The following is a 26,264-nucleotide window of genomic DNA, read 5'->3' on the forward strand; positions in this document are numbered from 1 at the left end:
TTGTATGAAATGGTATTTACATGTGCTAAAAAATTATGCAACGTTTCGAGGAAGAGCAACACGTAAAGAGTATTGGATGTTTGTCTTATTTAATTTTATTATATGGTGTGTGCTTTCAGTTATTGAACTTATAACAGATATGCCTCCGTTTTTGCGTATAGTTTATCTTGTTGCAGTCTTCATTCCATCTCTTGCTGTGACGGCACGTCGACTGCATGACATAGGAAGAAGCGGGTGGTGGCAGCTCATTACTATTATTCCGATTGCCGGAAGTATTTTTCTATTAATTCTTCTTTGTCTACGAAGTGAGTCGCAGTTAAATCGTTTTGATGTACCTAATAAAGTTGCGTAGGACTTAAACGGTTAGGTAGTTTAATTTAATAAACAAAGAGAGGGTTTAAAAATGTACTGGTATATAAAAGCGTTAAAAAATTATGCGACGTTTCAAGGAAGAGCAACGCGTACGGAGTATTGGCTGTTTACATTATTTGCTTATATCTTTATGATCATTCCATATATCTTGGTTTTTATCGATTCACTTGCAGTATTTGGAGTTATTTTAGTATTACTTTACGGAGCAGCAATGATTCTGCCTTCACTTGCAGTTACTGTTCGCCGACTGCATGATACAGGAAGAAGCGGCTGGTGGTATTTAATTAACTTTGTTCCAGTTATCGGAGGCATTTGGCTGCTCATCTTACTTTGTCAAAGAAGCGAAGTAACGGCCAATATTTACGACACAGACACGCAGGCTTCTTAACCAGAGTAGTTTATTAGTTTAAAAAGTTAGTAAACTAAACGTGCGAATTGTTTCTAATTAAAAAGAGGTTGGGACAAAAGTAATTTAGTTGAAGGGAAATCCGAACTAATTGAGATTCTTGATAGAGAATCCAATTAGTTCGGATTTTTTCATAGTGTGATGGTGAACGTGAATTTTATGTGTATAGGTTCTTCTAGCGCCGCCCGCGGAAAGCGAAGCCTTGCACGGAAATCAACGGCGGTGTCATAAGCGGTTCAGCTCATTTATCTCATTTGTTCGTCTTTAGGTTGGATTCATTTCGTTATATCTTGGCCTTGGCCTCTTTTTTCATTTTCCCACACGCTGCCGGGAATTTCTTTTCGAAGAACAGGTGCAATATCACTTGCAAAGCGCTCTAGCTGTTCGCGCTGCTCTGCTTCGCTTAGACCGTCTACGCTGATGCTCAGCACTTCGTTTCCATAAGCATGGTGATAGTCTATTATTTTTTCAATGATTTGCTCTGGGCTTCCTACTAAAGCAGGGCCGTGTTGAACAATGTCTTCTAGTGACGTGAATGGCGATTGATTATGCTTCGCTGCTTCTGTATTGCTAAATGCGTTATAGTATGGACGATAGCGGCGAATCGCTTCTTCCGTTGTATCAGAAATATATAGGCTGCTTGCCCCTGAACCGACGATAGCCTTGCTTGGGTCATGACCATAATAAGCGAAACGTTCGCGGTAATGGTCAATCAGCGCTTTATATTTAGCTTGAGGGTGAAAGGAGTTAGATGAAAATAGAGGCTCTCCGTATTTAGCCGCAAGTTCTGTAGACAGCGGGCTTGACGCGCTTCCATGCCAAACGGGAATAGAAGGCTGAAACGGTCGAGGCTGAGTCGTAACGTTAGTTAAAGGCGGACGATAACGGCCGCTCCACGTGACATTTTCTTCTGTCCAAAGCTGTTTCAAAAGAGTATATCTTTCAGCAAGAGATTCCCATTGTTCTTCTTCCGTAATGCCAAAAAGCGGATAATGACGCGGATCATTGCCTTTTCCGATAATCAGTTCAAGGCGTCCACCCGATAGGTGATCAAGCGTTGCATAATCTTCAGCTACTCGTACAGGATCTAAAATGCTTAGAACGGTAACGGTAGTAAGAAGACGAATGTGCGACGTTTTAGCAGCGATTGCACTTAAAACAACGGGAGGAGAAGAAGACAAAAAGGGAGCTCCGTGTCTTTCGCCGACTCCGTAAGCATCAAAACCTAATTTTTCTGCCAGCACTGCTTGATTTAACACATGCTGAAACTTTTCTTGAGCAGTTAATGTTTCTCCAGTAACCGGGTTCGGGATATTTTGAATAAGACTAAATAAAGCAAATTTCATACGTTTTACCTCCAAAAGATAAAATGCTGGACGACAATAAAAAAAGCAAACGTACACGCATTGCCGTGTCCATTTGCCTCCAGTTGACTGGTAGATATGCAGTTTCATTGTTTTGTTAGTTGTATCTTAAGCGGTAGACACTGAGCTGTCAAGATAATCTTTTTTCTAAAACCTACTTGATTTATCGGTTAACTAGTATTATGATGTGAATAATCTTACACGAAGTAAGCCCACTGGTTAACCAGAGGCTCTTGATGAAGCAGATGCTTTATCAAGAGCCTCTTTTTATTACATAATAGAGGGATTCAGGGGAGGAACGTATGAAAAAATATTGGCTGTTTTTACTTTCAATTGTAGTAGCTGTGAGCGTGGCAGGATGCGGAACAAACGCATCTTCAAGTGCGGGAGAAAAGAAAGAAAAAGATGTTCAAACGATTGTTGTTGGAACGGGCACTCAGTTTCCTAACATTTGCTTTATTGATGATAAAGGCAAACTGACCGGTTATGATGTAGAAGTAGTAAGAGCGATCGACAAAGAGTTAAAGGATTATAAATTTGAATTTAAAACGATGGAATTTTCCAATCTGCTTCTTAGCTTAGAAAGTAATAAAATTGATATGATTGCTCATAACATGGCTCAGAACGCTGAGCGAAAGAAAAAGTTTTTATTTAATGATGAAACATATAATTATTCTCCGCTTTATGTAACAGTTCCTAAAACTCGAAATGATATTCATTCATTAAAAGATTTAGAAGGGAAAAAAATGATTGTAGGAGCTACAAGCAATGCGGCTGTCTATCTAGACAAATACAATCAAAAACACGGCAATAAAATCGATGTAGTTTACGCCGGTCAAGGTGCGGATGATGCTACCACTCAATTAAAAACAGGCCGAGCAGATGCTACGCTTGCGACACCATTTTCCATCGATTTTAGCAATCAAGCGCTAAAATTTCAGCAAAAAACGGTTGGAGATATTGTGATTAATTCAAAAGTGTATTTTATGTTTAACAAAAAAGACGAAAAGTTAAAGTCGGAAGTTGACCAAGCGATTAAAAAGCTGAAAAAAGACGGGACGTTAAAAAAACTCAGCACAAAATGGCTAGGAGAAGACTACACGGTGCAAAATTGACTATAGCAAAAAAGCAGCTGTCCATACAGCTGCTTTTTTTGCATGATATAAATCCAATAGATAGAAGAAACGATCTGCAAAGAAAACAAAAATTAGTGTATAGTAGAGCTATAAGTACTATAAAAGCAGGACCGCAGTAGGAGGCCATTCATTGATTACGGATTTACAGCGCGGAGATTTCTTTCAAAAAGGACATCGTTATCGCAGAAAACAAATTCATAAGCTTTATAAAGGACAGGAACAAAGCGAAATATCAACGCCAAAAGCGCATCCATATATTTTTATTTTTACAAAAGAAAGCGGAAGTGAATACGGTACAGGGCACGGATGGAACAAAGATAAAACCGCTTTTTTCTATACGGGGGAAGGCCAAAGAGGATCGATGCAGCTCATTAAAGGCAATAAAGCGCTTCGTGAACATTTTTTATCAGGAAAAGCCGTTTATTTGTTTCACTACGTGGAGCCAGGAGTGGTCGAGTTTGTTGATGAAGTGACGTATATCAATCATCAATTAGAAATTATGTGGGATTCAGACGGAGAGCTGCGTGAAGCCATTATTTTTGAACTTGAACGAAATTCCGTGATTGAGGAAAAAGCAGCACAGCTGGATGTTTCAGCTTATTCAACTGAACAGCTTCGTCATATGGCGTTAGGGAAAGAAAAAAAGACAAGTATTTATGAACAAACGGCAGCTCTTGGACAATATGTTCACAAACGCGCAGCGGGTATTTGTGAAGCCTGCGGAGAAAGCGCGCCGTTTATCGCAAAAGATGGAAGCTCCTTTTTGCAAATGTACTATCTTTCAAAGCTTTCAGAGAGCGGACTCGCTAAACCAAAGGACGCTGCGGCACTATGTCCCAACTGTCATAGTCGTCTACGCTACGGGAAAGATAGTGAAGTATATAAAGAAGATTTGATTACTAAAATTAATGAAAAAGAAGCAGGAAAGAAAAATGAGTAATAGCGTCTTTTTCATTTTATAAAAAACCGTCTCTAGGCAGGCCAGCTGCCGAGGCGGTTTTTTGTATGTAGAATGACTTCAAAAAATAAAGACAATAAAGCGTATAAAAATAATAGAAAAACAGATAATGAAAAACTGAAGCTTTCGTTTAGAAAATAGTAAAAGCTGGGGTGATGTGCTGTGGCAGACAAGTATGACTGCGTCATTATAGGTGGAGGAATTGCAGGACTTCAAGCCGCTATTCAGCTTGGAAGATATAAGCGCAGTGTATTGGTTATTGATTCAAACGATGGACGTTCCAATCTCTGCAAAAATTATCAAAATATATTGGGATGGCCTGAGGGAATAAGCGGGCAAACTCTAAGAGAAATGGGAAGGCAGCAAGCAACAAGCTACGGCATTCAATTTACAGAAGATCGTGTCATACAGTGTCAAAAAGAAATAGAAGGGTTTAACGTCATCACAAAATCTGCTAATTACGAAGCAGCTACTTTATTGTTTGCGACCGGAGTCGTAGACCGGATTCCTTCTGAACTTCAGCAAGAGCTACATCACTGTATGGGAAAAACGGTATATGTATGTCCCGACTGCGATGGGTACGAAGTAAATAATAGAAGGGTATTAGTACTAGGGTCGGGAAAAACAGGAGCCAGTTTATCTCTTACGTTAACATATTGGACAAATGACATTACGTACATTAATCATGACAAAAAAGAGATTGGATCTTTAGCAGATACTTTGATGCAAAAGGGAATTACCTATAAAGAAGGGGCAATAAAAAAAGTCATAACTGAAGCAGAAATGTTAAAAGGAGTCATCCTCGAAAACAATGAATTTATTTATGGAGAAAGAGGTTTTTTAGCGTTCGGAGGAAATAAAGTTCGAACAGAATTAGCGCATGAGCTGGGAGTAGAACTTCTAGAAAATCAGCACATTATCGTAAATCCGCGTACAAAAGAAACAAATGTTTCAAGTGTGTGGGCAGCAGGAGACATTGTGGCTCATTCTGAACAAGTGACAGTAGCGATGGGAGAAGGTTTACAAGCCGCTATTTGGATACACAAACGCTTGTTAGAGCTTTATGAAAAATAATTGTTTTTTTATAAAAAAAGTTAAGATTGCATGTTTTGTTTCCTTTTTGTTAGGGAACTGGAAATAAAAGAGAGATAAAAAATGATTAAAAATGAGAAGAAGGAGTGGCAAAAAAGTGGTATATAGTCAAGCAGTAAGAAAACCTGAGTTTCAACAAGCGGAATCGGAAGGGTTAAATGAAGCCATTCACGAGTACATAACTCGTCGTACACGTCACAATGCACCGGTTGTGGATGCGCTTCGATATATTATGACCATTGAACATAAACATGAACGCATGCAGGTAGCAGCAGAACTGTTCGGAACAGCTATCCAGCGTGTAAAAGATCAAGATATTATTCAATATCTAAAAAAGTGCGGAAGTTACAAAAGAATTTCTGATACGACGGAATAAAACCGTTTTCTTTGAAAAAGCGCCTTGAATGGAAAGGGGCTTTTTTTGTTTCCTCCATTTAAAAGCAAGGGGAAATACATAGAATTCTTCCAGTTTGCGCATAGTAAATGAAGCAGAATTAATTGAGGAAGAGACAGAGTTTTGTATCTGATTACGTGAATGAACGTTAAAGTAGAATACAATCTTCACTTGTACAGATGCCGACTTTTGAATAAATAGAGCTCTATGTATCCCTAGCAGGAGGTTTAGTGTATGAGTCAAGAAATACCCTTAAGTTCAAGTGAAATTGCTACTCTTTGGATGACCTATCAGCAAAAGACAATGATCCGAAGAATTTTAGAATATTTTATTGCGCACGCAGAAGATGACGGGGCAAAAGAAATTATGCAAGATACGCATATGCAAGTGGTGAACTATATTGAAGATATCAAAACGATTCTAAAAAATGAAGGGGCAGCCATACCGGTAGGATACACAGAAAAAGACGTAAATGTCGGTGTTCCTAAGCTTTATGATAAGATGTTTGATATTATGTTTCTTCGCCTTTTAAAAGAAATTAGCATGGGGCTACATACGCTTCATTTAACCATGTCCTACAGAAAAGACATGATTTCACTATATAAAGAGCTTACCGCTTTCACGCAAAGTGGCTATGACAAATGTGTAGATTATCTTCAGGAAAAAAACGTGCTTCCAAGACCTCCAGCTGTTTCAGTACCTAAAACAGCGAAGTTTGCTGAAGGCACAGATTATATGAATGGAATCCATTTGTTTTCGAGTAAACGGGCATTAAATACTGTAGAGGTAGCACATATTTATTATGCAATTGAAAGCAACATTTTGGGCATGCAAATGATCACAGGGTTTGCTCAAGTAGCAAATGAACCTGAAGTGAAGAAGTATTTTGTAAAAGGAAAAGAGCTGGCTAAAAAAGTTGTAAGTGATTATAGTAAAATTCTTCTGGAAAGTGATATTCAGACGCCTGCGACGTGGGGTGCGAAAGCGACCGAGTCAAAAGTAGCACCTTTTTCAGATAAACTAATGATGTACTGCGTGAGTTTATTCTGCAGTTTCGGGCTGGGGAGCAACGCTTTAGGCACTGCGTTTAGTTTGCGTGGAGATCTTCCCCTTACTCTTGTCAGTACGGCCAAAGACATTTTAACATACGGGCAAGACGGGGGAAAAATCATGGCCAAAAACGGATGGCTTGAGGAACCGCCAAGTATGGAAGACCGAAATGATTTGATTAAATAGAAAGATCATAATACATCAAGAAAACTTCTTTTTTTAAAAGAAGTTTTTTCTTTTGGATAAAAATGTCGTTATTTGTTCGTTTAACGGTTTGTTTTTTGAATAAAAAGGATATATAAACTATAAATTTACAATTATATGATAAAAAAGGAGGATGTTGCAGATGAAATGGTACATAAAGGTGTTAAAAAATTACGGGGTATTTTCTGGTCGAGCAAGCCGAACTGAATACTGGATGTTTGTGTTAGTTAACTTTGTTATTTCGTGTATTCTTTCGTTCCTTCAGTTCGTTATTGATAAGCCTCTTTTTCTGCCGGTTATCTATTCGTTATTGGTTGCAGTCCCATCGTTAGCGGTAGGAGCAAGAAGACTCCACGATACGGGAAAAAGCGGATGGTGGCAGCTTATTACATTGGTTCCACTTATCGGCGGTATTTGGCTAATTGTGTTATTCTGCCAGCCTAGCGATCCAAAAGAAAATCGTTTTGGTACAACGGCCAAAGCAGCATAAATAGAACTCCCCCTTAGGTAAGGGGGAGTTTTTTAGTGCACAGGTTCCACTATAGCTCCATCATAAGCCGATTGGTAAATGGCTCGTATGTCTTTTTCATGAAGAGGTAAAGGACTGCGAGCAAGAATTCGTTTTTGCTGGACGCCATCTTCTGTCAGCCTTTGAAGGGCACTTTCTGGAATATCAAATCCGCGAAGGGTTTGAGGAATGCCGACGTCTTTAACAAGTGACTGCAGTTGTTTTACACACTGATAAGAAGCTTTCTCTTCTGATAAAGAAGTAGCGTTTCCGCCTAGTGCTTCAAAAATATCCCGCATCTTTGTCACGCAGCTGCTGCGGATATAGCCCATAACGTATGGAAGCAGTACGGCGTTTGATTCACCGTGAGAAATATGAAACTGTCCGCCTAACGGATATGCAAGTGCATGAACCCCAGCAACACCGGCGTTAAAAAAAGCAAGACCTGCTAAATAGCTTCCGTAGCTCATCTGAGTTCGCGCTTCTTTATCTTCGCCATCTTCTACAGCTGCTCTTAAAGAAGAGCTGATCATGCGTATAGCCTGTAGGGCTAAGGCGTCCGTTGCTGGATTTGCATTTACCGATACATAAGCCTCAACGGCATGAGTTAATGCATCAATCCCTGTAGCCGCTGTTACTTTAGAAGGAACGCTCAGCGTAAGCTCGGGATCTACAATGGCGGCGTCCGCAAGCAAATGATCGTGGGTCACAACGTCTTTGCTGCTTTCAAGAGATAATACAGAAATATTCGTTACTTCTGAGCCCGTGCCGGAGGTCGTGGGAATTAAAATTTTTGGAAGCCCTTTTTCCGTAATTTGTTTCGTGCCAGTTAAGTTCAAATATTCTTCTACAGCTCCGTCATGAACGGCTAAAACGGCCGTAAGTTTTGCTAAATCTAACGCGCTGCCGCCGCCAACTCCAATGACTAAATCAAATTTTCGGCTTTTTGCGTAAGATACGAGTTTTTCACCAAGCGCTAAGGGCGGCTCTGGTGCCGTATCTGCATATACATCTACTTCGTATCCATTTTGGATAAGAGGAGCACTCACTTTATCTACAAGTCCAATGTCTTTTAACACTGGATCTGTGACGATTAAAATATGAGCAGGGTCATATTTTTTTACTTCCGGAAGCAGTTGCTGAAGTGATCCCCATCCTGTGTAGCTGAGAGGGGTGAAAACTAGTTTTGAAATGGTCATTTGTTTGCCCTCCGATTTATAGAAAATTTTTTTATATTAAGCAGCTGCTTGATTTCATTCGTAATAACCTTCAGTAGATTTGCGGAACTGCTGAAATTGATTTGCATCGTGACCAAACCAAACTTGCGAATTAGTTTCGTAGGCTAGACGGCGTATACGTTCAACCGTGTTTGCATATCCAAGAGAGTCATAGATAATACCGGGTGGTTTAACAGGAGGACCATAGCTCTCAGCTGTATAGATTGTATCGGATGCTAAGATAATGCCACCTGTTTCAGGCAAATGAACATGAAGACCAAGCATACCCCAAGCATGTCCGCTTCCAAAATTCAAGACATTAATTCCTTCTGCCAGTTTGATGGTATCTTCGTTTCGTTTAATCGTTTTCCAACGAAGGTCATTTTTTATCCAGGCGTCAATGTCAGCCCAAATGTAAGCACCTTCTTTTTGATTGCGTGCATAAGACTGAAGAGTGCCGTTTAACTCATCTTCATGAACGATAACAGTGGCGTTAGTGAACAATTCTAAGCAGCCGGCATGATCAAGATGAAGGTGGGAGGCAACAACAAATTTAATTTCTTTAGGGTCAACCCCTAATTGTTCTAATCGATTTGGTAAATAACATTCTTCTGTAGCGGAGTAAGGAAACATTTGTTGAGTTGTTTCAGTCCAACGCCCTTGTGGTCCCATTGATTCAGGGTTGCAGGCTGTATCAAACAGAATTTTCCCTTCAGGATGATCAATTAATACAGTATAAATTGGAAACTCTACAAATTCCGTAGGTGCCTGAGGGTTCTTAACAGTTGCTGGGTTATGCATTGCAAGCATCCAGTTTTTATCCATTTGCATCGAGCCGTTGTCCATCACATAAAGCTTTGGGTTAGGTTTGATAATATTACACATATAATAGCCTCCTAAACGTAGTTGGATTTTTGTTTGCGCTTTCAAAATAGCTTTATACTACATTTACCCTATATGCTGGAGAGAATAATCCTTTTTAAAATGGATAGACTCTTTCCTATTCTTTCAACATACTAAACTGCAATTTTTATGCCAGTATTTGAAAAGTAAATATTAGCGCCGTTTTCCTCGGTTCTTATAACCAAGTGCTGAAAAAATTCACCGCTTTTAGAAGGAAAAAGGCTATTGTGCATTGAATGGTTAGTGGTGAAAAGTTTCAACATATGTTGGCGGGAATTCACCATAAGAAAGGAATGCGAAACAATGACTTCTTTTAAAGGGAAAAAAGATTTGACGAACGAAACGTTACAGGCCATCATTGAATTCTCTACGGACGGAATATATGTAGTAAATAAAAAGGGAATAACGATATATGTAAATGAAGCTTATGAAAAAATCACGGGAACAAATAAACGAGACGTATTAGGAAAGCATATGCAAACCGTTATCGATGAAGGATATATTGATCAATCTGTTTCCCTACTTGTGTTAGTAGAAAAACAGCAGCGCTCTATTATGCAAACCATTTCAAGCGAAAGAGACGTTATGGTAACAGGAAATCCAGTGTTTAACAAACAAGGTGAAATAGAGCTCGTTGTGACCACTGTACAGGATATTACACAGTTAAACGCAGTTAAAAAAGAGCTGTTAAAGGTAAAAGAGTTTTCGCATATGAATGCAAATAAATACGCTGTGAAAGTGAATGGCTCGGAACAGCCCCTAGTGTTTCAAAGCAATAGGATGAACTTGGTTTATCAGCAAGCCAAACGAGTAGCTCCGTTTCCTACAAGTATTCTTCTATCAGGTCCCTCAGGATCCGGAAAAGAAGTAGTCGCTAACCTTATTCACGATTCAAGCGATAGAAACAATCAGCCATTTATTAAAGTGAACTGCGGAGCCATTCCTGAGCCGTTGCTAGAATCGGAGTTGTTCGGCTATGAAAAGGGAGCTTTTACTGGCGCTCGAACAGAAGGGAAAATAGGACTGTTAGAACTCGCTGATGGCGGAACCTTGATGCTTGATGAAATTGGTGAAATGCCGATTTCCTTGCAAGTGAAACTGCTTCGAGTGTTACAGGAAAAGCAGGTACAGAAAATTGGAGGAACTAAAACAAAAAGTATCGATATACGAATCATTTCGGCAACAAATCAACATCTAGGAGAGCTTATTAAAAAGGGGAGGTTTCGTGAAGATTTATACTACCGTTTAAAGGTAGTCGAAATCAGCCTTCCGCCTCTATCTCAACGTAAAGAGGATATCAGTTTACTGGTTGATCATTATGTTTCCTACTTTTGCAGCTTGTATTACGTCCAAAAGCGCATATCAAATAAAGCGAAGCAAGTATTAGAAGCTTACCAATGGCCAGGAAATGTAAGAGAGCTTCGAAATATGGTGGAGAATATGATTGTGTCTATTCCTGGAGAAACAATCGAAGCCCATCATTTACCTTTTCATACTTATCATGAAGATGAAAAATGTGATTATTTACCTCTAAAAAAGAAAGTGGAGCAGTTTGAACAGCGACTCGTTAAAGAGACTATTCAACATTGTCCATCACTCCGGCAGGCAGCGAAAGAATTAGGTATCGATCATTCTACTTTAATAAAGAAACTAAAAAGATGGGAATGTAAAGAAAGAGAGGAGCAGGCTTGAGATACGTAACAAAAGAATTAGCTCAGAAAATTGTGTATAGAACAATGGAGATTATTGATTGCAACATTAACGTGATGAACGAAAAAGGAGTCATTATTGGTTCTGGTGACAAAAAGCGAATGGACCAAATTCACGAAGGAGCGCTAATGGTATTAAAAAGCGGCAGTTCTTACGAAATTACTCAGCAGGAGGCTGACACGCTGCGCGGAGCCAAACCGGGCGTGAATTTGCCTATTTTCTTTAACGGAGAAATTGTTGGAGTCGTGGGATTAACAGGACTGCCAGAGCAGATTCGTAATTACGGAAAGCTCGTGCGTATGGCTGCTGAAATGATTTTTCAAGAAATGATTTTAATAGAGGAAATTCAGTGGGATGAACGATTAAAAGAAGAGCTGGTTCATCAGCTTCTTCAACAAGAAGAGCCGCTGGATTCCTTATTTTTTGAACGAGCGAATCGGTTTAATATTAACTTATACCTTCCAAGAATGGCACTAATTATTAAAGCTGAAAATCGCCATGAAGTTATGAAGGTTGTAAAGAAATACATAGCTAATAATGATCTATACGCTATGCTTCCAGACGGAGTGGTTCTATTAAAATCTATAGAAGCCGGCAGCGCTAGCAGCTATGCTGAACAGCTGGAAAAGCAGCTTCGTGCGTCTGATTGCCTTTATAAATTATCTGCAGGATCTGTTCAAGCTGATTTTAAAGGCCTTCATACATCGTATCAGCAGGCGAAAGATACGCTTTCGGTTGGTTCAAAGCTTCATCCAGAAGCTGATTTCTACTGCTATTCGGATTATCAAATTCCCGTACTGTTACGTCAACGCGCCGGTTTTCAAGAAAATCATGATCTGTTGCAATACTATGAAAAGCTTAAGGAATATGATAAGAAAAAAGAGCTTATCGAAACGTTAACGATCTACATAGAAGAAAATGGCGAAGGAAGCACGGCAGCTAAAAAGCTTTTTATTCATCGGAATACGCTAAGCTACCGTCTAGATAAAATTCAAGATATTACGGGAAAAGATCCAAGGAAAGTAAAAGACCTTCTCGAACTGTATGTAGCGCTACTGCTATCTAAAATTTCATAATTGTGCACGTGCATAAAAGATCTTGCGATAGCAAGGTCTCTTTTTGTTGAAGTGACTAATGAAAGAATTAAAGGTAGCGCTTACAATTAGCACTGGGGATAGAAGAAATAAGAAAGGGGATGCTTTATGGACGTTCAAGTAAGCGCATTAGGCGCGATTTGTGCATTAGTAATTGCCATTATATTAATTCTAAAGAAAGTGGCTCCTGCATATGGAATGATAGCCGGAGCTTTAATAGGAGGACTGATTGGCGGAGTTAATATTGCTGATACCGTTACTTTAATGATTGAAGGAGCGCAAGGCATCATTCCTGCAGTGCTGCGGATTCTTGCAGCTGGGGTATTAGCCGGCGTATTAATAGAATCAGGTGCTGCAGCGGTTATAGCAGAAACCATTGTGAAAAAACTCGGGGAAACAAAAGCACTTTTAGCTCTAGCGCTAGCCACACTTATTCTAACCACAGTAGGCGTGTTTGTTGATGTGGCTGTGATCACAGTAGCCCCTATTGCTTTAGCGATTGCGAAACGTACGGGTATGTCAAAGCCAGCTATTTTATTAGCGATGATTGGAGGAGGAAAGGCAGGAAATTTAATGTCTCCTAATCCTAACGCCATTGCTGCTTCAGATGCATTTAATATTCCGCTTACATCCGTGATGGCTGCAGGAATCATTCCCGCTATATTCGGCGTAGCAGCTACTTATGTAGTAGCCAAACGATTAGTGAAAAAAGGAACAATGGTTCAAGCTGAAGAAATAGATACAGTGGATGCAAGCAGCTTACCGCTGTTTTTAACGGCTATCATAGCACCTATTGTTACCATCGTGCTGCTGGCGCTGCGTCCGCTTTTTGATCTTAATGTTGATCCGATGGTTGCTCTTCCTGCAGGAGGGATTGTTGGTGCCATTGTGATGAAAAAAGGAAAACAGCTTAATACATACGCTATTTCAGGGTTAGGGAAAATGTCAGGTGTAGCCATTATGCTGCTTGGAACGGGGACATTAGCAGGAATCATTGCTAACTCTCAGCTAAAAGACGTGATCATTCAAGGCTTGTCTGCCATTGGGTTGCCTGCTTATGTTTTAGCACCGGTTTCAGGTATTTTTATGTCAGCCGCAACGGCTTCGACAACGGCAGGAACAGCAGTCGCAAGCCAAGTTTTTGGATCGACGATTTTAGAGCTAGGCGTTTCTGCTTTAGCCGGAGCTGCTATGGTTCATGCCGGAGCGACCGTACTTGATCACCTTCCGCACGGAAGCTTTTTCCACGCAACGGGCGGAAGTGTAAATATGAAAATAAAAGAACGTTTAAAATTAATCCCTTATGAATCGCTGATTGGACTCATTATGGCAATTGTATCCACGCTTATATTTGGTGTATTAAAGCTATACGGGTAAAAACAAAAAGGAGTGTTTCTATGAAAATTGTGATTGCACCGGATTCATTTAAAGAAAGCTTAACGGCTCTGCATGTTTGTGAAGCGGTTGAAAAAGGAATAAAATCTCATTTTCCAGACGCGGAGATTAGTAAAGTACCTATGGCAGATGGAGGAGAAGGAACTGTTCAGTCGCTTGTAGACGCAACGGGTGGAGATATTATACAAGCGCGAGTAACCGGACCTTTAGGTAAAGAGGTTGAAGCTTTTTACGGAATTCTTGGAGACGGCAACACGGCTGTTATTGAAATGGCAGCCGCTTCAGGTCTTCATCATGTCCCTGTCGATAAACGAAACCCGCTTATCACAACAACGCGAGGAACCGGCGAGCTCATTCTTAAAGCGTTAGATCACAAAGTAAAGCATATCATCATTGGCATTGGAGGAAGTGCTACAAATGATGGAGGAACCGGTATGGCAAAAGCTTTAGGGGCAAAGCTTCTTGATGCTAACGGAGCAGAAATAAAAGAAGGAGGAGGCAGTTTAGCTCAGTTAGCCTCTATCGATCTGACAAACTTGGATTCTCGGCTTGCTGAAGTCAAAGTAGAAGTGGCGTGCGACGTAGACAATCCGTTAACGGGTGAAACCGGAGCATCCGCTGTGTTTGGTCCTCAAAAAGGTGCGACTCCTGATATGGTTAAACAGCTTGACCGTAATTTAGCTCATTACGCAGCGATTGTTGGAAAAGAAATGGGTATTCATATTCAAAGTATTCCTGGTGCCGGAGCGGCAGGAGGACTAGGAGGCGGCCTGCTGGCATTTTTATCTGCGGAGTTAAAGCCAGGTGTAGACATCGTCATTAAAGCAACTCAGCTAGAAAGCTATATTAAAAATGCCGATCTTGTCATTACCGGTGAAGGAAAAATAGATGGACAAACCATTTACGGAAAAACACCCATTGGCGTAGCCAAAACAGCAAAAAAGCATAGCGTTCCGGTGATAGCGATAGCAGGGAGCATTGGAACGGGAAGCGAAGCTGTATATGAACATGGTATTTCTGCGTTATTCAGCGTCGTGCCCGGAGCGGTCGATCTGTCAGAAGCGCTGGAAAAAGCGAGTGAAAACATTGAAAGAACGGCTAAAAACGTAGCGTCAGTTATACGCTTAGGCATCAAGTGAAGAAGTTACAGTTTTTATTGTTCTCTTTTTAATAAATAGTAAAAGGTCTCTTCCATAAGAAGAGGCCTTTTTTTCGTTTAGTGCTGAAGTAAGCTGCTATCATTCTTTTAAATTTTATATAGGAAATAGAACTAAACATTTTCTAAAGCGTCATAGTAAGTAAGCAGTTACAAAGATTCGCTAGCATTCTCGTCAGCTTACTAACTGCTACTTACGGAAAGGAGAAGTAAACGTGCAAAAAAAGTTTAGGTTCTTGAGGATTCTACGAAACGTGATAGTAGCTATATTGGGGGTATGCATCATATGGAGTGTAACGAATCAAGTAATGACGGCAGTGGAAAAGAAAAAGTACCCGCCTATTGGTCAATTAGTAGAGGTTAATGGCAGAGATATTCATGTATATACAAAAGGTAAAGGGGAAAATACGATTGTACTACTAACCGGCCTAGGAACGACTGCGCCTGCACTGGATTTTGAACCTTTAGTAAATGAACTGTCGAAGGATAATAAAGTTGTGGTAGTAGAACCATTTGGATACGGATGGAGTGACACTACGAATAAAAAACGTACGGTAGAAAATAGTGTAAGCGAAATGAGAGAAGCTTTGCAAAAATCGAATATAAAGGGTCCGTATATATTAATGCCGCATTCAGTTTCTGGCGTGTACAGCATGTATTACGCTAATAAATATCCAGATGAAGTAAAAGCAATTATTGGAATAGACCCTACGTTGCCAAAAGCGCCGGATTATTTTAAAGAAGAAACGCCGAATATACCAAGTTTGATGAGTGTTTTAGCGCCAAGTGGACTTGCGCGCTTAGCCCTGCTTACTAGTCCTAATCAGTATCTACCGCTAGCCGAAGAAGGAACGTATACAGCAAAAAATTTAAAAATGACAAAAGCAATCTCCAGCTGGAAAGGCTACAACAAAAACGTCATTGATGAAGCAAAAGAGCTGAACAACAATATAAATAAAACTCTCGATATGTCGTTTCCTTCAAAAATGCTCGTAATGATTTTTACTAGAAAAATAGATAAAGAAGCAAAAGAAGGAAAATCAAATATTACGTTTTACCAAAATCAATTAAGTCACGTATCGTCGCAAAAACTAGTTGTTTTACAAGGTCATCACTATTTACACTGGACGAAGTACAGAGAAATAAGCAAATATGTGAATGATTTTATAGATACATCTATTAATTCAAGTACAAAGAAATAAAGGATATAAGAAAAAGGAGTCCAAACAAGAGGTCTCCTTTTTTATAGGAAAGAATTAAATCTAGTTAGCTGTCTAGCTATAAATGTTATAATTAACCAATCGCTGGAATGATTTATATATAAAGGAGGAAAATCATGATTAAAGCCGTCATTTTTGATTTAGATGGGACATTATTAGACCGAGACAGTTCACTAAAGCTTTTTATTCAAGATCAGTACGAGAGATATAGTGAAGAACTAGCACTCATACCGAAGCAAGAGTACACATCTAGATTTATTGAGTTAGATCAAAAAGGCTACGTATGGAAAGATAAAGTATATGAGCAGCTTTTGAACGAATATGATCTTTCGAATCTGACGTGGGAGGAGATGCTAGATGATTACCTTCACTATTTTCCAGCTCACTGCGTTCCGTTTTTACATATGGAGGATGTACTAAAAGAGCTAAAGAAAAAAGGGTTGTTACTAGGCATGATCACAAATGGTTTTACGGACTTTCAGTGGATGAATATTAAGGCGCTTGGAATTGATCACTATTTTGATACCATACTTGTTTCCGAACAAGAAGGCATTAAAAAACCGCATAAAGATATCTTTTTGCGAGCATTAAAAGCGCTTGATGTGTCGGCTGAAGAAAGTGTATACATCGGGGATCATCCAGAAAATGATGTGCTTGGCGCAAGAGGCGCGGGCATGCATGCTGTATGGAAAAAAGGCGCTTTCTTTGACGGAAGTTTTACAGATTCATATATAATAGAGGATTTAAAAGAACTATTGAACGTTATGAATGAGTTTCAAGAGACCTGTTGAGAAAAGGGGAGCAATGATGAAAAGTCAAGTTCGTTTACTAACCGATAAAGAATTAGAAGAAGCAGCAATCATCTATACAAATGTTTTTAGTGGGTCACCGTGGAATGAGCCTTGGAGTATAAACACTGCTTATGCTCGTTTATACGATATCAGTAAAACTCCAGGTTACATAGGGATAGGTTACTCTCACAGTGAAAATAATAAACTCATAGGATTTATAGTAGGAAATGAAGAACAGTGGGCGAACTATAAGACGTTTTATGTAAATGAAATTTGTGTGTTAAGCAGCACTCAGCAAACTGGCATAGGAACGAGTCTTTTATCTTTCCTTAAAGAGCTACTTATACAAAAAGAAGTGAAAGAAGTCTATGTGTCTACTGAAAGAGGCCAAGGCAAACCAGAACGTTTCTTTGAAAAAAACGGTTTTGCAACTGATGAATCTCGTATACTGATGGCGGTAAATGTAGATTGAATATAAGTGAATGGGTGTAAGGTATCCGTTTTGTTGTTCCAGGAGGAACGGTTTATAAAGCAGGAGGAAATAATTTATGATTTTTTCGCTACTAGTTTTAGCCGCTATTTTAATGGTGAGTATTCCGTTGATGATTATTATGATTAAAACGGTGTGGCATCGAAAGCTTCCCCGTAATTACTATACGCCGTTTGATTATCTTGCTGCACAAACAGAAGAAGAGTTTCACGAAGCGCAAAATGAACGAGAAATAGAAGAAAAAGAAGGAGATGCCAAAAGAAGAAAAAGCTAAGGTGATATGTGTATCCTTCTTTGTAATACTAGAAATAAACAGGCTATAAACCGTGTTAAGGAGTGGAATTGACTCTTTGTTTTTTACAAACGTAAATCATTTGGGTGCTTTGGTTGGTCAAAGCGCTCTTTTTCCAATCTCCGTAGACGCTCGTAATCATAAATCCGCTACGTGTTAAAAGATGCGCCATTTCTTGCGGGAACGTGTAGCGTAAATCTATTTTCGTTGTTATTTCTTTTATGATTGTTTTATCGTAATCTCTTATCTTTCTAGTGGTGAGGTTATGCTGAATTTGCTTGATGGCGTCATAGTGGCTGTTTATGTAGACGTCTGTTGTATATCCGGTGTCGGAATCTTGATAGCTTTTCCAATACTCTTCGGCGTCTGTTGACGTTAGCTCTTCTATAGAAGGAAAACGTATTCCAACAATAAAGGTTCCACCTTCGTTCAAATGCGTATGAACGCTTCTTAAAAAGGCGTGCTGCTCTTCATTTGTTAGAAAATGCTGAAATGAATTTCCTACGATATAAATAAAGTCGCTTTTTACTTTTAAGTCGAGTTTAGTACAGTCTTGTTCCACCCATTTAACAGATAGCTTCAAAGCCTCGGCTTTCTTCTGCGCTTCTTGCAGCATAGGTGGATGAATATCTACTCCAATCAGTGAATGTCCCGCTTGTGCTAATGGAATAGTTGCGCGCCCTGTACCACAGGCTAAGTCAAGGATCATTCCGCGTTTGTTAGCTGCTTCTGTTAGTAAAAAAGCAATGTCTTCTGTATACTGCTCATTTTCATCATCGTATAAAAGAGGGTTATTATATTCGTCTAAATTTGTTAACATAAAGGCTGGCCTCCGTGTAGGCGTATTTTTACATAATTATAGCAAATAAGGTTCCTAATGTTCTTACAAACATAGAGAAATGGAGTGGTAAATAATTTGGAGTATCTATATTCTTTTATGATTAGAAAAATAGCGGTGGGATTTGTCGTCGTGAAGGTTTGGACTTTATGCGTATTCTTAGCTGCTGTATCTATTATTTTCAGCTATATAGATCGGTGGCTGCATTTGGATCTTAACCTGCCAGTATTTGATATTCCTACTCGATTTGGTGATTTTAGTTGGATGGGTAAAGTAATAGCACTGCTCATTTTGCTTTCCGCTGTAATTGAATTAGCCGTGAACGTTTCAATTAAAAAAACAAGTAAAAAACGTGAACCTATGTTTTCAGCGCTCTACCATTTAATTGCTGTATGCTCATTGGTGTTCACGTTAGGAAGACTAGTCGCTTTATTTTTTATTGCTGCTTTTATTTCAGAACGAATTTTTATGAGGGCAGGGCTGCGTAATAAAGCATCAAATATCGCCCGAAATAAAGAGGCTTAAATTACAAAAAGAAAGAGGCAAAACTAGTTTCAGCTCTTTCTTTTTACAGCCCAATCCTCCACAATTTCCGTGAATTCATCTAGGTGTTCTTCAAATATCCGTTTTCGATGTCCGTTTGCTCCGGATGGATGAGGAAAGCCAAATAAATACGTATGCCGAGAAAACGAAGGTTCACGCGAAAGTTTTCTTAAAACATTTTCAACTGCTTTTCCTAGCGGAATGATTAAACATGGATTCTTTATTTCGCTCAATTCATGCGTGAACACTTCAAAAGCATAGTGTGAAAGAAGCGCTGATCGTTCAATTGGCGGCTGATGACCCGTATAGTTTTTTCCTTTGTAAAACACAGGATACTTTAATACGGACGTGGTATGCAGCATATCTCGCTGTGAAGCAAATAACTCAGCGGCACTGTCTATATCGATCGCTTTTTGAACGCCGCATCGATCTAACATGTCTATTAAATTTACTCTCATCGTTCCGCTAAAGCTAGCGGATTTTTTTGTTTCGTACAGTACTTGTTCAAGCGGATGATGATGGGACAGGCTGGAAACGCATTGTTTAAAAGCGGTTTTCATTTGAAACCAGCCTGGTGTGATGCCGGCAATAATAATATGAGCGTCTGGATTTATGTAATCGTTATGGGGTGAGTAGTACATGCTTAGTTCCTTTTCTTGACCGATTAAAAAGTCTTTTTGCAACAGCTGTTCTTTCGTGAAATTCATGTTATGCAATTGTTGAAGGGCAGGCAGACATTGTTGAAAATAAGAATGTTTGCTAATCATATGCGCTCTCTTTCCTTATCAGTATTTCTTCTTTTATTTTCCCCAACAAACCGTTTTATATCAAATATGAACAAATTCTTATAAAAATTAATATTTACTAAAAGTTTACTTAAGTTTTAGTGCGGTTTGATAAAAACAAGGCAGTGGTAGCGGCTTTTTTGTCACTTTAACGGCGAAACTAACAAAAGAAATGAAGAATTTTGGAGAATATTTTAATAAATTTACTGAAATTTTAAAATTATTTATTGAAAGCGTTTTATTAATGTGCTATTCTTCCAATATAAGAGATAAATATTTAGTAAAAATAGAAGATTATAATAGAGAGGTAAAAAGATGGCAACTTTAAAAGATATAGCGGCGTACGCTAATGTTTCCAGTTCAACCGTATCCAGAGTACTAAATAATGATCATACGCTTTCTGTATCTGAGGTTACCCGTGAGCGCATTCTTCATGCAGCCAAGGAGCTGCAATATACGCCTGTGAAGATACGAAAAGGAACGGCAAACGGAAAAGACATAGAAGCTCCAAGGATAGGTATTATTTTTGCTCAATCCCTTGAAGAAGAGTTAGTAGACCCTTTTTTCTCTTCTATTCGCCATGGAATAGAGAGTGAATGCGCAGAAAAAGAAATTTTTACAGTAAAGTCATTTAGACTAAAAGGCATGAAGCAAGAAGAGCTGCTGCAGGATCTTGATGGAGTAATTGTAGTGGGAAGAGTTAGTCCAGAAACGGTTCAAGAAGTGAGCAATCATTTAGATACTATTGTTTTTATCAATCACAAAGCGGATGAGGATTTGTACGATTCGGTCATGATTGATTTTGAGAAAGCTACTAAACATGCATTAAATCATTTATTTGACCTCGGTTATAAAAGAATTGGCTATATCGGAGGGACAGAAAGAGAACACTATATAAATGGAAGTTCTATTATTGAAGATCAGCGTCAAACAGTTTTTGAACGCGTTATGCATGAAAAAGGCCTGCTTGATTCCGAGAAAGTTTATATAGGGGAGTACTCAATGACTGAAGGCTACGAGCTGATGGCACAAGCGATTAAGCAAGGAAATCTTCCTCAGGCATTTTTTATCGCAAGTGATGCAATGGCGATAGGGGCGATGCGTGCCTTGCAGCAATCAACTATAAAGGTTCCTGAAGACGTAGCGATTGTAAGCTTTGATGATGTGGATGTCGCAGCATTTGCGAGCACGCCGCTCACCACAGTTAAAGTATATACCGAAGAAATGGGAAGGCAGGCTGTTAAACTGCTAGTAGATCGGTTAAGCGGCAGATCCGTTCCTTTAAAAGTCATGGTGCCGACTAAATTAATTTATCGTGAAAGCTGCGGAGCTTTACTCAAGAAGCAGTAACCTAAAAGCTATAACTCGAAAGGGGGTGATAGAAAAGAAGAATTCATACATAAAGAGTGATAAGGGGGAAGAAAAATAGAAAAAAACATAAAAAAGGCAGGTTAAAAAGCCCTAGAAACTACATACTTATTGGCAGATAAGTATGTAAATGAAAAAGCTTTTTCATCTCTAGGACTCTTTGAACCTTTGTAAAAGTATAGGATTAAATTATAAGTGACTTTATTTCGTTGTGCAATGAATTTGTCTATGTATAAATAACTGAATATTCAGTTATTTATGTCTTGATAGAGTATAAGGGGGAAAAAAGATAAATGAAAAAGCTTACGTATCTTTTCGTTCTATTACTAGTCTTTTCTGTTGTGGCAGCAGGCTGCGGAAATAAAGAAGCAGCAACAGGCGGAAATGGGAAAACAACGTTAACGCTTTTTTCTACGATGAGTAATAAAGGCGAGAGAAAAGCGCTTCAAAACGCGATTGCAGAATTTGAAAAACAAAATCCAGATATTAAAATTGATGCAAATTTTCCGGGTAACGGCTATGAAGATATGCTTCGTGTGAAAATGGGTGCAAATGATATGCCGGATTTATTTGATACGCACGGCTGGTCTCAGCTTCGCTACGGGGAGTATGTAGCAGATTTAAAAGATATGGATTGGGTTCAGCATTTGGATCCGGCGCTAAATCAAATTTTAAAAGATAAAAGCGGCAAAGTGTATGCGTATCCTTTAAATCAAGCAAAAGACGGAATTAGCTATAATGCGACGCTGTTAGAAAAATACGGAATAAAGCCTCCTAACACAATGGATGAATTTATAACAGCGTTAGAAACAGTAAAAAAGAAAAGCAAAGGAGAAGTAGCGCCTCTATGGATTCCAGGAGGGGAAAATGGCAATATTGCTCAAGTGTTTGATCAGCTGGCTACACCTCAGCTTATTACAGCAAAAAATAAGAACTATGCTAAGCAGTTAGAAAAAGGAACATTCAATTGGTCAAACTATACGCCTCTAGCGGAAACAATGGCAGAAATGAAGAAAAAAGGGCTGCTGAATGAAGATGTATTAACCGCAAAAGTATCTCAAGCAACGGAATTAATGGCTCAAAATAAAATTGCTTTTACATTTGTGGGCGGATCTCTTGGACCGGATGCAACAGAATTAAATCCCGAAGTAAAAGTAGGAACGGTACCGGTGCCTGCTATTCATAAAGGGGGCACGCAAAGCTGGATTGGCGGAGAGCGCTTTACCCTTGCTGCGTGGAAGGATTCTAAGCACCTTAAAGAAGCGAAAAAATTTATTGAATTTGTGTCACAGCCGGAAGTTGCCAAAAAGATTGCCGAAGGAACGTCTTCAGCATCGGCTCTGACAAACAATAAAACCCAAAACTACTACTCTGAATACTACGATAAGTATAGCGATATTAAAGTTGAGCCATACTTCGACCGAAAGTATTTACCGAGCGGTATGTGGGCAGTGATGTCTTCTACAGGTCAAGAATTGCTAGCGGGAAGTTTAACGCCAAAGCAATTATCAAAAGAGATGGAAAAAGAGTACAAGCGTCTCAGTAAACAATAAAATAGTGTGCAAAAGTTCCTTGTTCGCTAAGAAGCAGGGAGATAGTCTTCTGCTTCTTTTCAACACAAGCTGAAATAGGAGTGAACACGATGAATGAAATAGTCAGGAAAGAGTCGGTTTCCGTAGTAAGAGATACGGAAAAACGAAAGAAAAAATTAAAAACAGAGTCTTCTTTATGGTGGATGTACCTTCCCGGCTTAGTAATTATCACCGTTTTTATTATCTATCCTTTTATTAACGGAATTAGACTTTCCTTTACTAATTGGAATGGATTTTCACAAACATACGATTGGATTGGGCTCCAGCAGTATAAACGTTTGCTTGCAGACCCAACGACTTGGCTTGTGATAAAAAATACGCTGCTCTACGGAATAGGCAGTACAATTTTCCAAAACATTATTGGCTTGTTGTATGCTTTGCTTCTCAATCAAAGCATTAAAATGAAAGCTGTAACAAGAACAATTGTCTACCTTCCAGTTATTATCAGCCCAATTATTATGGGGTATATCTGGTACTTCTTTTTTGCCTACCAAGGAGGCGCTTTAAATGACCTTCTTGTATTTTTAGGCTTTGAGAAGATTAATGCTTTGGGGACTCCGGAGCTTAACTCTTGGATTATTGTGTTCGTCAATACGTATCAATTCGTTGGAATTGCGATGATTATTTATTTAGCGGGGCTGCAAAGTATTTCAAAAGATTATTACGAGGCGGCACAGCTTGACGGAGCATCGGCTCTTCAGCAGTTTAAAAACATCACGCTTCCACTGCTTATGCCTTCGATTACAATTAACGTCGTTTTAAATATTATCGGAGGTTTAAAACTGTTTGACGTCATTGTTGCGCTGACAGGAGGAGGGCCTGGAGATGCATCGCAGTCAATGTCTACTTTTATGTATGATTTATATTTTAGAAGACAAGACGCCGGCTATGCTGCAACTCAAGGTGTGTGCATGGCGCTCATTATCTTAGTCATTAGCTTATCAGCACTTGTGTACTTTAAGCGAAAGGAGACAGAAGCGTGATGGACTATACAAATAAACGGAAAAAACGATTTTTTACCTTTCTAGCGCTTTGTATAACGCTCGTTCATATTGTCCCTTTTTATATTCTAGTTACGACTTCTTTAAAGGCAACCGGGGATTTTAGTTCAAAATGGGTATTTCCAAAAAGTATACACCTTGAAAATTTCACAGCGGCTTGGGAGCAAGCGAACTTAGGAAATTCTTTTGTTAATACATTTATCATTACATTCGTTTCGGCGATTCTGCTTATTTTTTTAGGATCAATGGCTGCGTATCCTTTAGCGCGACGCCAAACGAAACTAAATAAGTACGTCTATTTTATCTTTATCGCCGTGATGGTAATACCGCCTTTAACAGCACTAGTTCCGCTGTACAAAATGGTTGTGAATATGGGGATGATGAACACGTATCAAATTGCTATTTTAAATAATGTCGCAGCATTTTTGCCGCTAACGATCTTTTTATATGCGAGCTTCATTCGCTCCACTATTTCTAAAGAGCTCGAGGAAGCAGCAAGAATCGACGGGGCCGGCACGTTAACGATTTTCTTTAAAATCGTATTTCCGCTGCTAAAGCCTGTCACTGCGTCTATTTTAATTATTGCAAGCGTCTATATTTGGAACGACTATCAGTTTGCAATTTTCTTCCTTCAAGATAAGGAAATGCATACATTAACCGTTACGTTAGCGAGCTTTTTTGCCGAAAATCAAAATAATCTTAGCTTAGTAGGAGCAGCTGCAATCATTGCGATGCTTCCAATGACCATTTTATTTTTAGTGCTACAAAAATACTTTATTGCAGGGCTTTCATCAGGATCTGTAAAAGGATAAAACCAATACGAGGAAGGAAGATGACGATGTCTAAAATCACATTTATCGGAGCGGGAAGTACAGTTTTTGCAAAAAATATTTTAGGAGACTGCATGTTTGTGCCTGCTTTAGCTGGCTTTGAGTTTGCACTTTACGATATAGATGCTGAGCGTTTAAGAGATTCGGAAAATATGCTAAACAATCTAAAAGAAAACTACAAAGTGAATATTACGGTTAAAGCCTATTTGAACCGCAGAGAAGCTTTAACAGGAGCAAAGTATGTGATTAACGCGATTCAAGTAGGCGGATACAAACCAAGCACCGTCATTGATTTTGAAATTCCTAAAAAATACGGCTTGCGTCAGACGATTGGAGATACAGTAGGAATTGGAGGAATCTTCAGATCACTGCGCACGATTCCAGTGCTGTTTGATTTTGCAAAAGATATTGAAGAAGTATGTCCGGATGCGCTGTTTTTAAATTACACCAATCCAATGGCAACACTAACGGGTGCAATGCTGCGCTATACAAATGTAAAGACGGTAGGCCTTTGTCACAGTGTTCAAGTATGTACAAAAGATTTATTTGATTCTCTCGGAATGGATCATGAAGGAATACAAGAGAAAATCGCAGGCATTAACCATATGGCATGGCTGCTAGAAGTAAAAAGAGATGGACAAGACTTATACCCAGAAATCAAGCGTCTGGCAAAAGAAAAACAAAGAACAAAGCATCATGATATGGTGCGTTTTGAGCTAATGGATAAGTTCGGTTATTATATTACCGAATCGTCTGAGCATAACGCAGAATATCATCCATACTTTATTAAACATAAATATCCAAATCTTGTTGATCAGTTTAACATCCCTCTTGATGAATATCCGCGCCGATGCGAAGAGCAAATCAGCAATTGGGAATCCATGAGAGAAGAAATGGTTAACAACAGTCAGTTAACTCATACACGTTCACATGAGTACGGCTCTAGAATCATTGAAGCAATGGAGACAAACGTGCCGTTTAAATTTGCGGGTAACGTATTAAATACCGGAGGCTTAATTAGTAACCTGCCGACAAAAGCGTGCGTAGAAGTTCCATGTGTTGTAGACCGAAGCGGTATTATGCCGACTTATGTAGGAGACTTACCAGAGCAGCTTGCGGCGTTAAATCGCACGAATATTAATACGCAATTATTAACTATTGAAGCAGCTGTCACTAGAAAAAGAGAGCACATCTATCAAGCAGCGATGCTAGATCCTCATACAAATGCGGAATTATCCATGGATGACATCATTCGTATGTGCGATGATTTAATTGAAGCACACGGTGAGTGGCTGCCTGATTTTACAGGGAAAGTGAATCAATACGTGTAAGAAAAGAATCCTCGGCTGAGATCAGCTGAGGATTTTTTGTACTTAGGAAAAGAAGGGAATATCATCCAAATGGATATTGACATTTAAAAATGTTCATCATACACTGTAAGAAGTAAGTCATTTTATACTAAGAAAGGAAAGGTACCGTAGACAATGGATAAGTAATCCTATTTTTTTAGACATTCTTTTAAAACTTTATTTTAAATGAACATTTGTCTAGATAG

General features: G+C 39.1%; 27 protein-coding genes. 22 read left to right on the forward strand and 5 right to left on the reverse strand.

The annotated features are described in order from the left end of the window. The first annotated feature begins 4 nt into the window (after positions 1-4). Both ACH6EI_RS10430 and ACH6EI_RS10435 read left to right on the forward strand, forming a co-directional pair. Positions 5-352, forward strand: coding sequence for a DUF805 domain-containing protein (locus ACH6EI_RS10430; protein WP_099331098.1), 348 nt, complete (start codon positions 5-7; stop codon positions 350-352). Positions 353-403: 51 nt separating this feature from the next. Then, positions 404-760: a DUF805 domain-containing protein gene (locus ACH6EI_RS10435; RefSeq protein ID WP_098999499.1), complete on the forward strand. Its 357-nt coding sequence runs from the start codon at positions 404-406 to the stop codon at positions 758-760. 293 nt (positions 761-1,053) lie between these two features. Here ACH6EI_RS10435 and ACH6EI_RS10440 read toward each other — a convergent pair whose 3' ends face one another. Continuing rightward, positions 1,054-2,124: an LLM class flavin-dependent oxidoreductase gene (locus tag ACH6EI_RS10440; protein WP_098999500.1), complete on the reverse strand. Its 1,071-nt coding sequence runs from the start codon at positions 2,122-2,124 to the stop codon at positions 1,054-1,056. A gap of 320 nt (positions 2,125-2,444) precedes the next feature. On the opposite strand from ACH6EI_RS10440, the gene ACH6EI_RS10445 reads away from it, so the two are divergent. From ACH6EI_RS10445 to ACH6EI_RS10470, 6 genes are all read left to right on the forward strand, one after another. Further along, a complete protein-coding gene (locus ACH6EI_RS10445) occupies positions 2,445-3,257 on the forward strand; it encodes an amino acid ABC transporter substrate-binding protein (RefSeq protein WP_028412965.1) in 813 nt (270 codons plus the stop codon). Between the two features lie 151 nt (positions 3,258-3,408). After that, complete coding sequence (locus ACH6EI_RS10450; RefSeq protein ID WP_028412966.1) at positions 3,409-4,218, forward strand: SRA domain-containing endonuclease; 810 nt, start codon at positions 3,409-3,411, stop codon at positions 4,216-4,218. Between the two features lie 180 nt (positions 4,219-4,398). Continuing rightward, positions 4,399-5,310 carry an NAD(P)/FAD-dependent oxidoreductase gene (locus tag ACH6EI_RS10455; protein WP_028412967.1) on the forward strand — a complete coding sequence of 304 codons (912 nt, stop codon included), beginning with the start codon at positions 4,399-4,401 and terminating at the stop codon, positions 5,308-5,310. A gap of 115 nt (positions 5,311-5,425) precedes the next feature. Further along, positions 5,426-5,704 (forward strand): hypothetical protein, encoded by a 279-nt coding sequence (locus ACH6EI_RS10460; RefSeq protein WP_028412968.1) that lies wholly within the window; start codon positions 5,426-5,428, stop codon positions 5,702-5,704. Between the two features lie 252 nt (positions 5,705-5,956). Beyond that, complete coding sequence (locus tag ACH6EI_RS10465; RefSeq protein ID WP_028412969.1) at positions 5,957-6,958, forward strand: DUF3231 family protein; 1,002 nt, start codon at positions 5,957-5,959, stop codon at positions 6,956-6,958. A gap of 160 nt (positions 6,959-7,118) precedes the next feature. After that, on the forward strand, positions 7,119-7,466 hold the full coding sequence (locus tag ACH6EI_RS10470; RefSeq protein WP_098999501.1) for a DUF805 domain-containing protein: 348 nt from the start codon (positions 7,119-7,121) through the stop codon (positions 7,464-7,466). A gap of 32 nt (positions 7,467-7,498) precedes the next feature. On the opposite strand, the gene ACH6EI_RS10475 is transcribed toward ACH6EI_RS10470, so the two are convergent. Both ACH6EI_RS10475 and ahlS read right to left on the reverse strand, forming a co-directional pair. Next, complete coding sequence (locus ACH6EI_RS10475; protein WP_098999502.1) at positions 7,499-8,683, reverse strand: iron-containing alcohol dehydrogenase; 1,185 nt, start codon at positions 8,681-8,683, stop codon at positions 7,499-7,501. A gap of 54 nt (positions 8,684-8,737) precedes the next feature. Continuing rightward, a complete protein-coding gene (ahlS, locus tag ACH6EI_RS10480; protein WP_098999503.1) occupies positions 8,738-9,586 on the reverse strand; it encodes an AhlS family quorum-quenching N-acyl homoserine lactonase in 849 nt (282 codons plus the stop codon). Positions 9,587-9,907: 321 nt separating this feature from the next. On the opposite strand from ahlS, the gene ACH6EI_RS10485 reads away from it, so the two are divergent. The 8 genes from ACH6EI_RS10485 to ACH6EI_RS10520 all read left to right on the forward strand — a co-directional run bounded on the left by ACH6EI_RS10485 (position 9,908) and on the right by ACH6EI_RS10520 (position 17,734). Next, positions 9,908-11,296 carry a sigma-54 interaction domain-containing protein gene (locus ACH6EI_RS10485; protein WP_098999504.1) on the forward strand — a complete coding sequence of 463 codons (1,389 nt, stop codon included), beginning with the start codon at positions 9,908-9,910 and terminating at the stop codon, positions 11,294-11,296. Next, positions 11,293-12,390 carry a sugar diacid recognition domain-containing protein gene (locus tag ACH6EI_RS10490; RefSeq protein WP_098999505.1) on the forward strand — a complete coding sequence of 366 codons (1,098 nt, stop codon included), beginning with the start codon at positions 11,293-11,295 and terminating at the stop codon, positions 12,388-12,390. The genes ACH6EI_RS10485 and ACH6EI_RS10490 overlap by 4 nt, the downstream gene beginning before the upstream one ends. A gap of 126 nt (positions 12,391-12,516) precedes the next feature. Next, complete coding sequence (locus ACH6EI_RS10495) at positions 12,517-13,785, forward strand: GntP family permease (protein WP_098999506.1); 1,269 nt, start codon at positions 12,517-12,519, stop codon at positions 13,783-13,785. A 20-nt stretch (positions 13,786-13,805) separates the two neighbouring features. After that, positions 13,806-14,942: a glycerate kinase gene (locus ACH6EI_RS10500; RefSeq protein WP_098999507.1), complete on the forward strand. Its 1,137-nt coding sequence runs from the start codon at positions 13,806-13,808 to the stop codon at positions 14,940-14,942. Positions 14,943-15,267: 325 nt separating this feature from the next. Continuing rightward, on the forward strand, positions 15,268-16,161 hold the full coding sequence (locus tag ACH6EI_RS10505) for an alpha/beta fold hydrolase (protein WP_098999508.1): 894 nt from the start codon (positions 15,268-15,270) through the stop codon (positions 16,159-16,161). A gap of 134 nt (positions 16,162-16,295) precedes the next feature. Beyond that, a complete protein-coding gene (locus tag ACH6EI_RS10510) occupies positions 16,296-16,970 on the forward strand; it encodes an HAD family hydrolase (protein ID WP_028412976.1) in 675 nt (224 codons plus the stop codon). A gap of 16 nt (positions 16,971-16,986) precedes the next feature. Further along, positions 16,987-17,442, forward strand: a complete 456-nt coding sequence (locus ACH6EI_RS10515; protein WP_028412977.1) for a GNAT family N-acetyltransferase — start codon at positions 16,987-16,989, stop codon at positions 17,440-17,442. Between the two features lie 76 nt (positions 17,443-17,518). Then, a complete protein-coding gene (locus tag ACH6EI_RS10520; RefSeq protein ID WP_014459685.1) occupies positions 17,519-17,734 on the forward strand; it encodes a DUF3951 domain-containing protein in 216 nt (71 codons plus the stop codon). Between the two features lie 55 nt (positions 17,735-17,789). Here ACH6EI_RS10520 and ACH6EI_RS10525 read toward each other — a convergent pair whose 3' ends face one another. Beyond that, positions 17,790-18,572: a class I SAM-dependent methyltransferase gene (locus ACH6EI_RS10525; RefSeq protein WP_098999509.1), complete on the reverse strand. Its 783-nt coding sequence runs from the start codon at positions 18,570-18,572 to the stop codon at positions 17,790-17,792. Positions 18,573-18,689: 117 nt separating this feature from the next. Here ACH6EI_RS10525 and ACH6EI_RS10530 point away from each other — a divergent pair, with 117 nt between their 5' ends. Continuing rightward, complete coding sequence (locus ACH6EI_RS10530; RefSeq protein WP_141558874.1) at positions 18,690-19,115, forward strand: hypothetical protein; 426 nt, start codon at positions 18,690-18,692, stop codon at positions 19,113-19,115. A gap of 29 nt (positions 19,116-19,144) precedes the next feature. On the opposite strand, the gene ACH6EI_RS10535 is transcribed toward ACH6EI_RS10530, so the two are convergent. Then, positions 19,145-19,900: a hypothetical protein gene (locus ACH6EI_RS10535; protein ID WP_098999510.1), complete on the reverse strand. Its 756-nt coding sequence runs from the start codon at positions 19,898-19,900 to the stop codon at positions 19,145-19,147. 333 nt (positions 19,901-20,233) lie between these two features. Between ACH6EI_RS10535 and ACH6EI_RS10540 the strand changes: the two genes are divergently transcribed. The 5 genes from ACH6EI_RS10540 (at position 20,234) to melA (ending at position 26,040) form a co-directional block, all read left to right on the forward strand. Continuing rightward, the gene (locus ACH6EI_RS10540) at positions 20,234-21,268 is read left to right on the forward strand and encodes a LacI family DNA-binding transcriptional regulator (protein WP_098999511.1); all 1,035 of its coding nucleotides are present in this window, start codon (positions 20,234-20,236) and stop codon (positions 21,266-21,268) included. Between the two features lie 311 nt (positions 21,269-21,579). Next, the gene (locus ACH6EI_RS10545) at positions 21,580-22,839 is read left to right on the forward strand and encodes an ABC transporter substrate-binding protein (protein ID WP_025751562.1); all 1,260 of its coding nucleotides are present in this window, start codon (positions 21,580-21,582) and stop codon (positions 22,837-22,839) included. An 89-nt stretch (positions 22,840-22,928) separates the two neighbouring features. After that, positions 22,929-23,861 (forward strand): carbohydrate ABC transporter permease, encoded by a 933-nt coding sequence (locus tag ACH6EI_RS10550; protein WP_033579310.1) that lies wholly within the window; start codon positions 22,929-22,931, stop codon positions 23,859-23,861. After that, on the forward strand, positions 23,861-24,691 hold the full coding sequence (locus ACH6EI_RS10555) for a carbohydrate ABC transporter permease (protein ID WP_028412981.1): 831 nt from the start codon (positions 23,861-23,863) through the stop codon (positions 24,689-24,691). Before ACH6EI_RS10550 ends, ACH6EI_RS10555 begins: the two co-directional genes overlap by 1 nt. A 26-nt stretch (positions 24,692-24,717) precedes the next feature. After that, on the forward strand, positions 24,718-26,040 hold the full coding sequence (gene melA, locus ACH6EI_RS10560) for an alpha-glucosidase/alpha-galactosidase (RefSeq protein ID WP_014459694.1): 1,323 nt from the start codon (positions 24,718-24,720) through the stop codon (positions 26,038-26,040). Positions 26,041-26,264: the final 224 nt, after the last annotated feature.

It is taken from the genome of Priestia sp. JSM ZJ58 (assembly GCF_044383985.1).
GTDB lineage: Bacteria > Bacillota > Bacilli > Bacillales > Bacillaceae_H > Priestia > Priestia zanthoxyli.

Coding starts and splice junctions, on each gene's coding strand:
- ACH6EI_RS10430 (WP_099331098.1), top strand. CDS start 5: ATGAAATGGTATTTACATGTGCTAAAAAATTATGCAACGTTTCGAGGA.
- ACH6EI_RS10435 (WP_098999499.1), top strand. CDS start 404: ATGTACTGGTATATAAAAGCGTTAAAAAATTATGCGACGTTTCAAGGA.
- ACH6EI_RS10440 (WP_098999500.1), bottom strand. CDS start 2,124: ATGAAATTTGCTTTATTTAGTCTTATTCAAAATATCCCGAACCCGGTT.
- ACH6EI_RS10445 (WP_028412965.1), top strand. CDS start 2,445: ATGAAAAAATATTGGCTGTTTTTACTTTCAATTGTAGTAGCTGTGAGC.
- ACH6EI_RS10465 (WP_028412969.1), top strand. CDS start 5,957: ATGAGTCAAGAAATACCCTTAAGTTCAAGTGAAATTGCTACTCTTTGG.
- ACH6EI_RS10470 (WP_098999501.1), top strand. CDS start 7,119: ATGAAATGGTACATAAAGGTGTTAAAAAATTACGGGGTATTTTCTGGT.
- ACH6EI_RS10475 (WP_098999502.1), bottom strand. CDS start 8,683: ATGACCATTTCAAAACTAGTTTTCACCCCTCTCAGCTACACAGGATGG.
- ahlS (WP_098999503.1), bottom strand. CDS start 9,586: ATGTGTAATATTATCAAACCTAACCCAAAGCTTTATGTGATGGACAAC.
- ACH6EI_RS10485 (WP_098999504.1), top strand. CDS start 9,908: ATGACTTCTTTTAAAGGGAAAAAAGATTTGACGAACGAAACGTTACAG.
- ACH6EI_RS10495 (WP_098999506.1), top strand. CDS start 12,517: ATGGACGTTCAAGTAAGCGCATTAGGCGCGATTTGTGCATTAGTAATT.
- ACH6EI_RS10500 (WP_098999507.1), top strand. CDS start 13,806: ATGAAAATTGTGATTGCACCGGATTCATTTAAAGAAAGCTTAACGGCT.
- ACH6EI_RS10505 (WP_098999508.1), top strand. CDS start 15,268: ATGACGGCAGTGGAAAAGAAAAAGTACCCGCCTATTGGTCAATTAGTA.
- ACH6EI_RS10510 (WP_028412976.1), top strand. CDS start 16,296: ATGATTAAAGCCGTCATTTTTGATTTAGATGGGACATTATTAGACCGA.
- ACH6EI_RS10515 (WP_028412977.1), top strand. CDS start 16,987: ATGAAAAGTCAAGTTCGTTTACTAACCGATAAAGAATTAGAAGAAGCA.
- ACH6EI_RS10520 (WP_014459685.1), top strand. CDS start 17,519: ATGATTTTTTCGCTACTAGTTTTAGCCGCTATTTTAATGGTGAGTATT.
- ACH6EI_RS10525 (WP_098999509.1), bottom strand. CDS start 18,572: ATGTTAACAAATTTAGACGAATATAATAACCCTCTTTTATACGATGAT.
- ACH6EI_RS10530 (WP_141558874.1), top strand. CDS start 18,690: ATGATTAGAAAAATAGCGGTGGGATTTGTCGTCGTGAAGGTTTGGACT.
- ACH6EI_RS10535 (WP_098999510.1), bottom strand. CDS start 19,900: ATGATTAGCAAACATTCTTATTTTCAACAATGTCTGCCTGCCCTTCAA.
- ACH6EI_RS10540 (WP_098999511.1), top strand. CDS start 20,234: ATGGCAACTTTAAAAGATATAGCGGCGTACGCTAATGTTTCCAGTTCA.
- ACH6EI_RS10545 (WP_025751562.1), top strand. CDS start 21,580: ATGAAAAAGCTTACGTATCTTTTCGTTCTATTACTAGTCTTTTCTGTT.
- ACH6EI_RS10550 (WP_033579310.1), top strand. CDS start 22,929: ATGAATGAAATAGTCAGGAAAGAGTCGGTTTCCGTAGTAAGAGATACG.
- ACH6EI_RS10555 (WP_028412981.1), top strand. CDS start 23,861: ATGGACTATACAAATAAACGGAAAAAACGATTTTTTACCTTTCTAGCG.
- melA (WP_014459694.1), top strand. CDS start 24,718: ATGTCTAAAATCACATTTATCGGAGCGGGAAGTACAGTTTTTGCAAAA.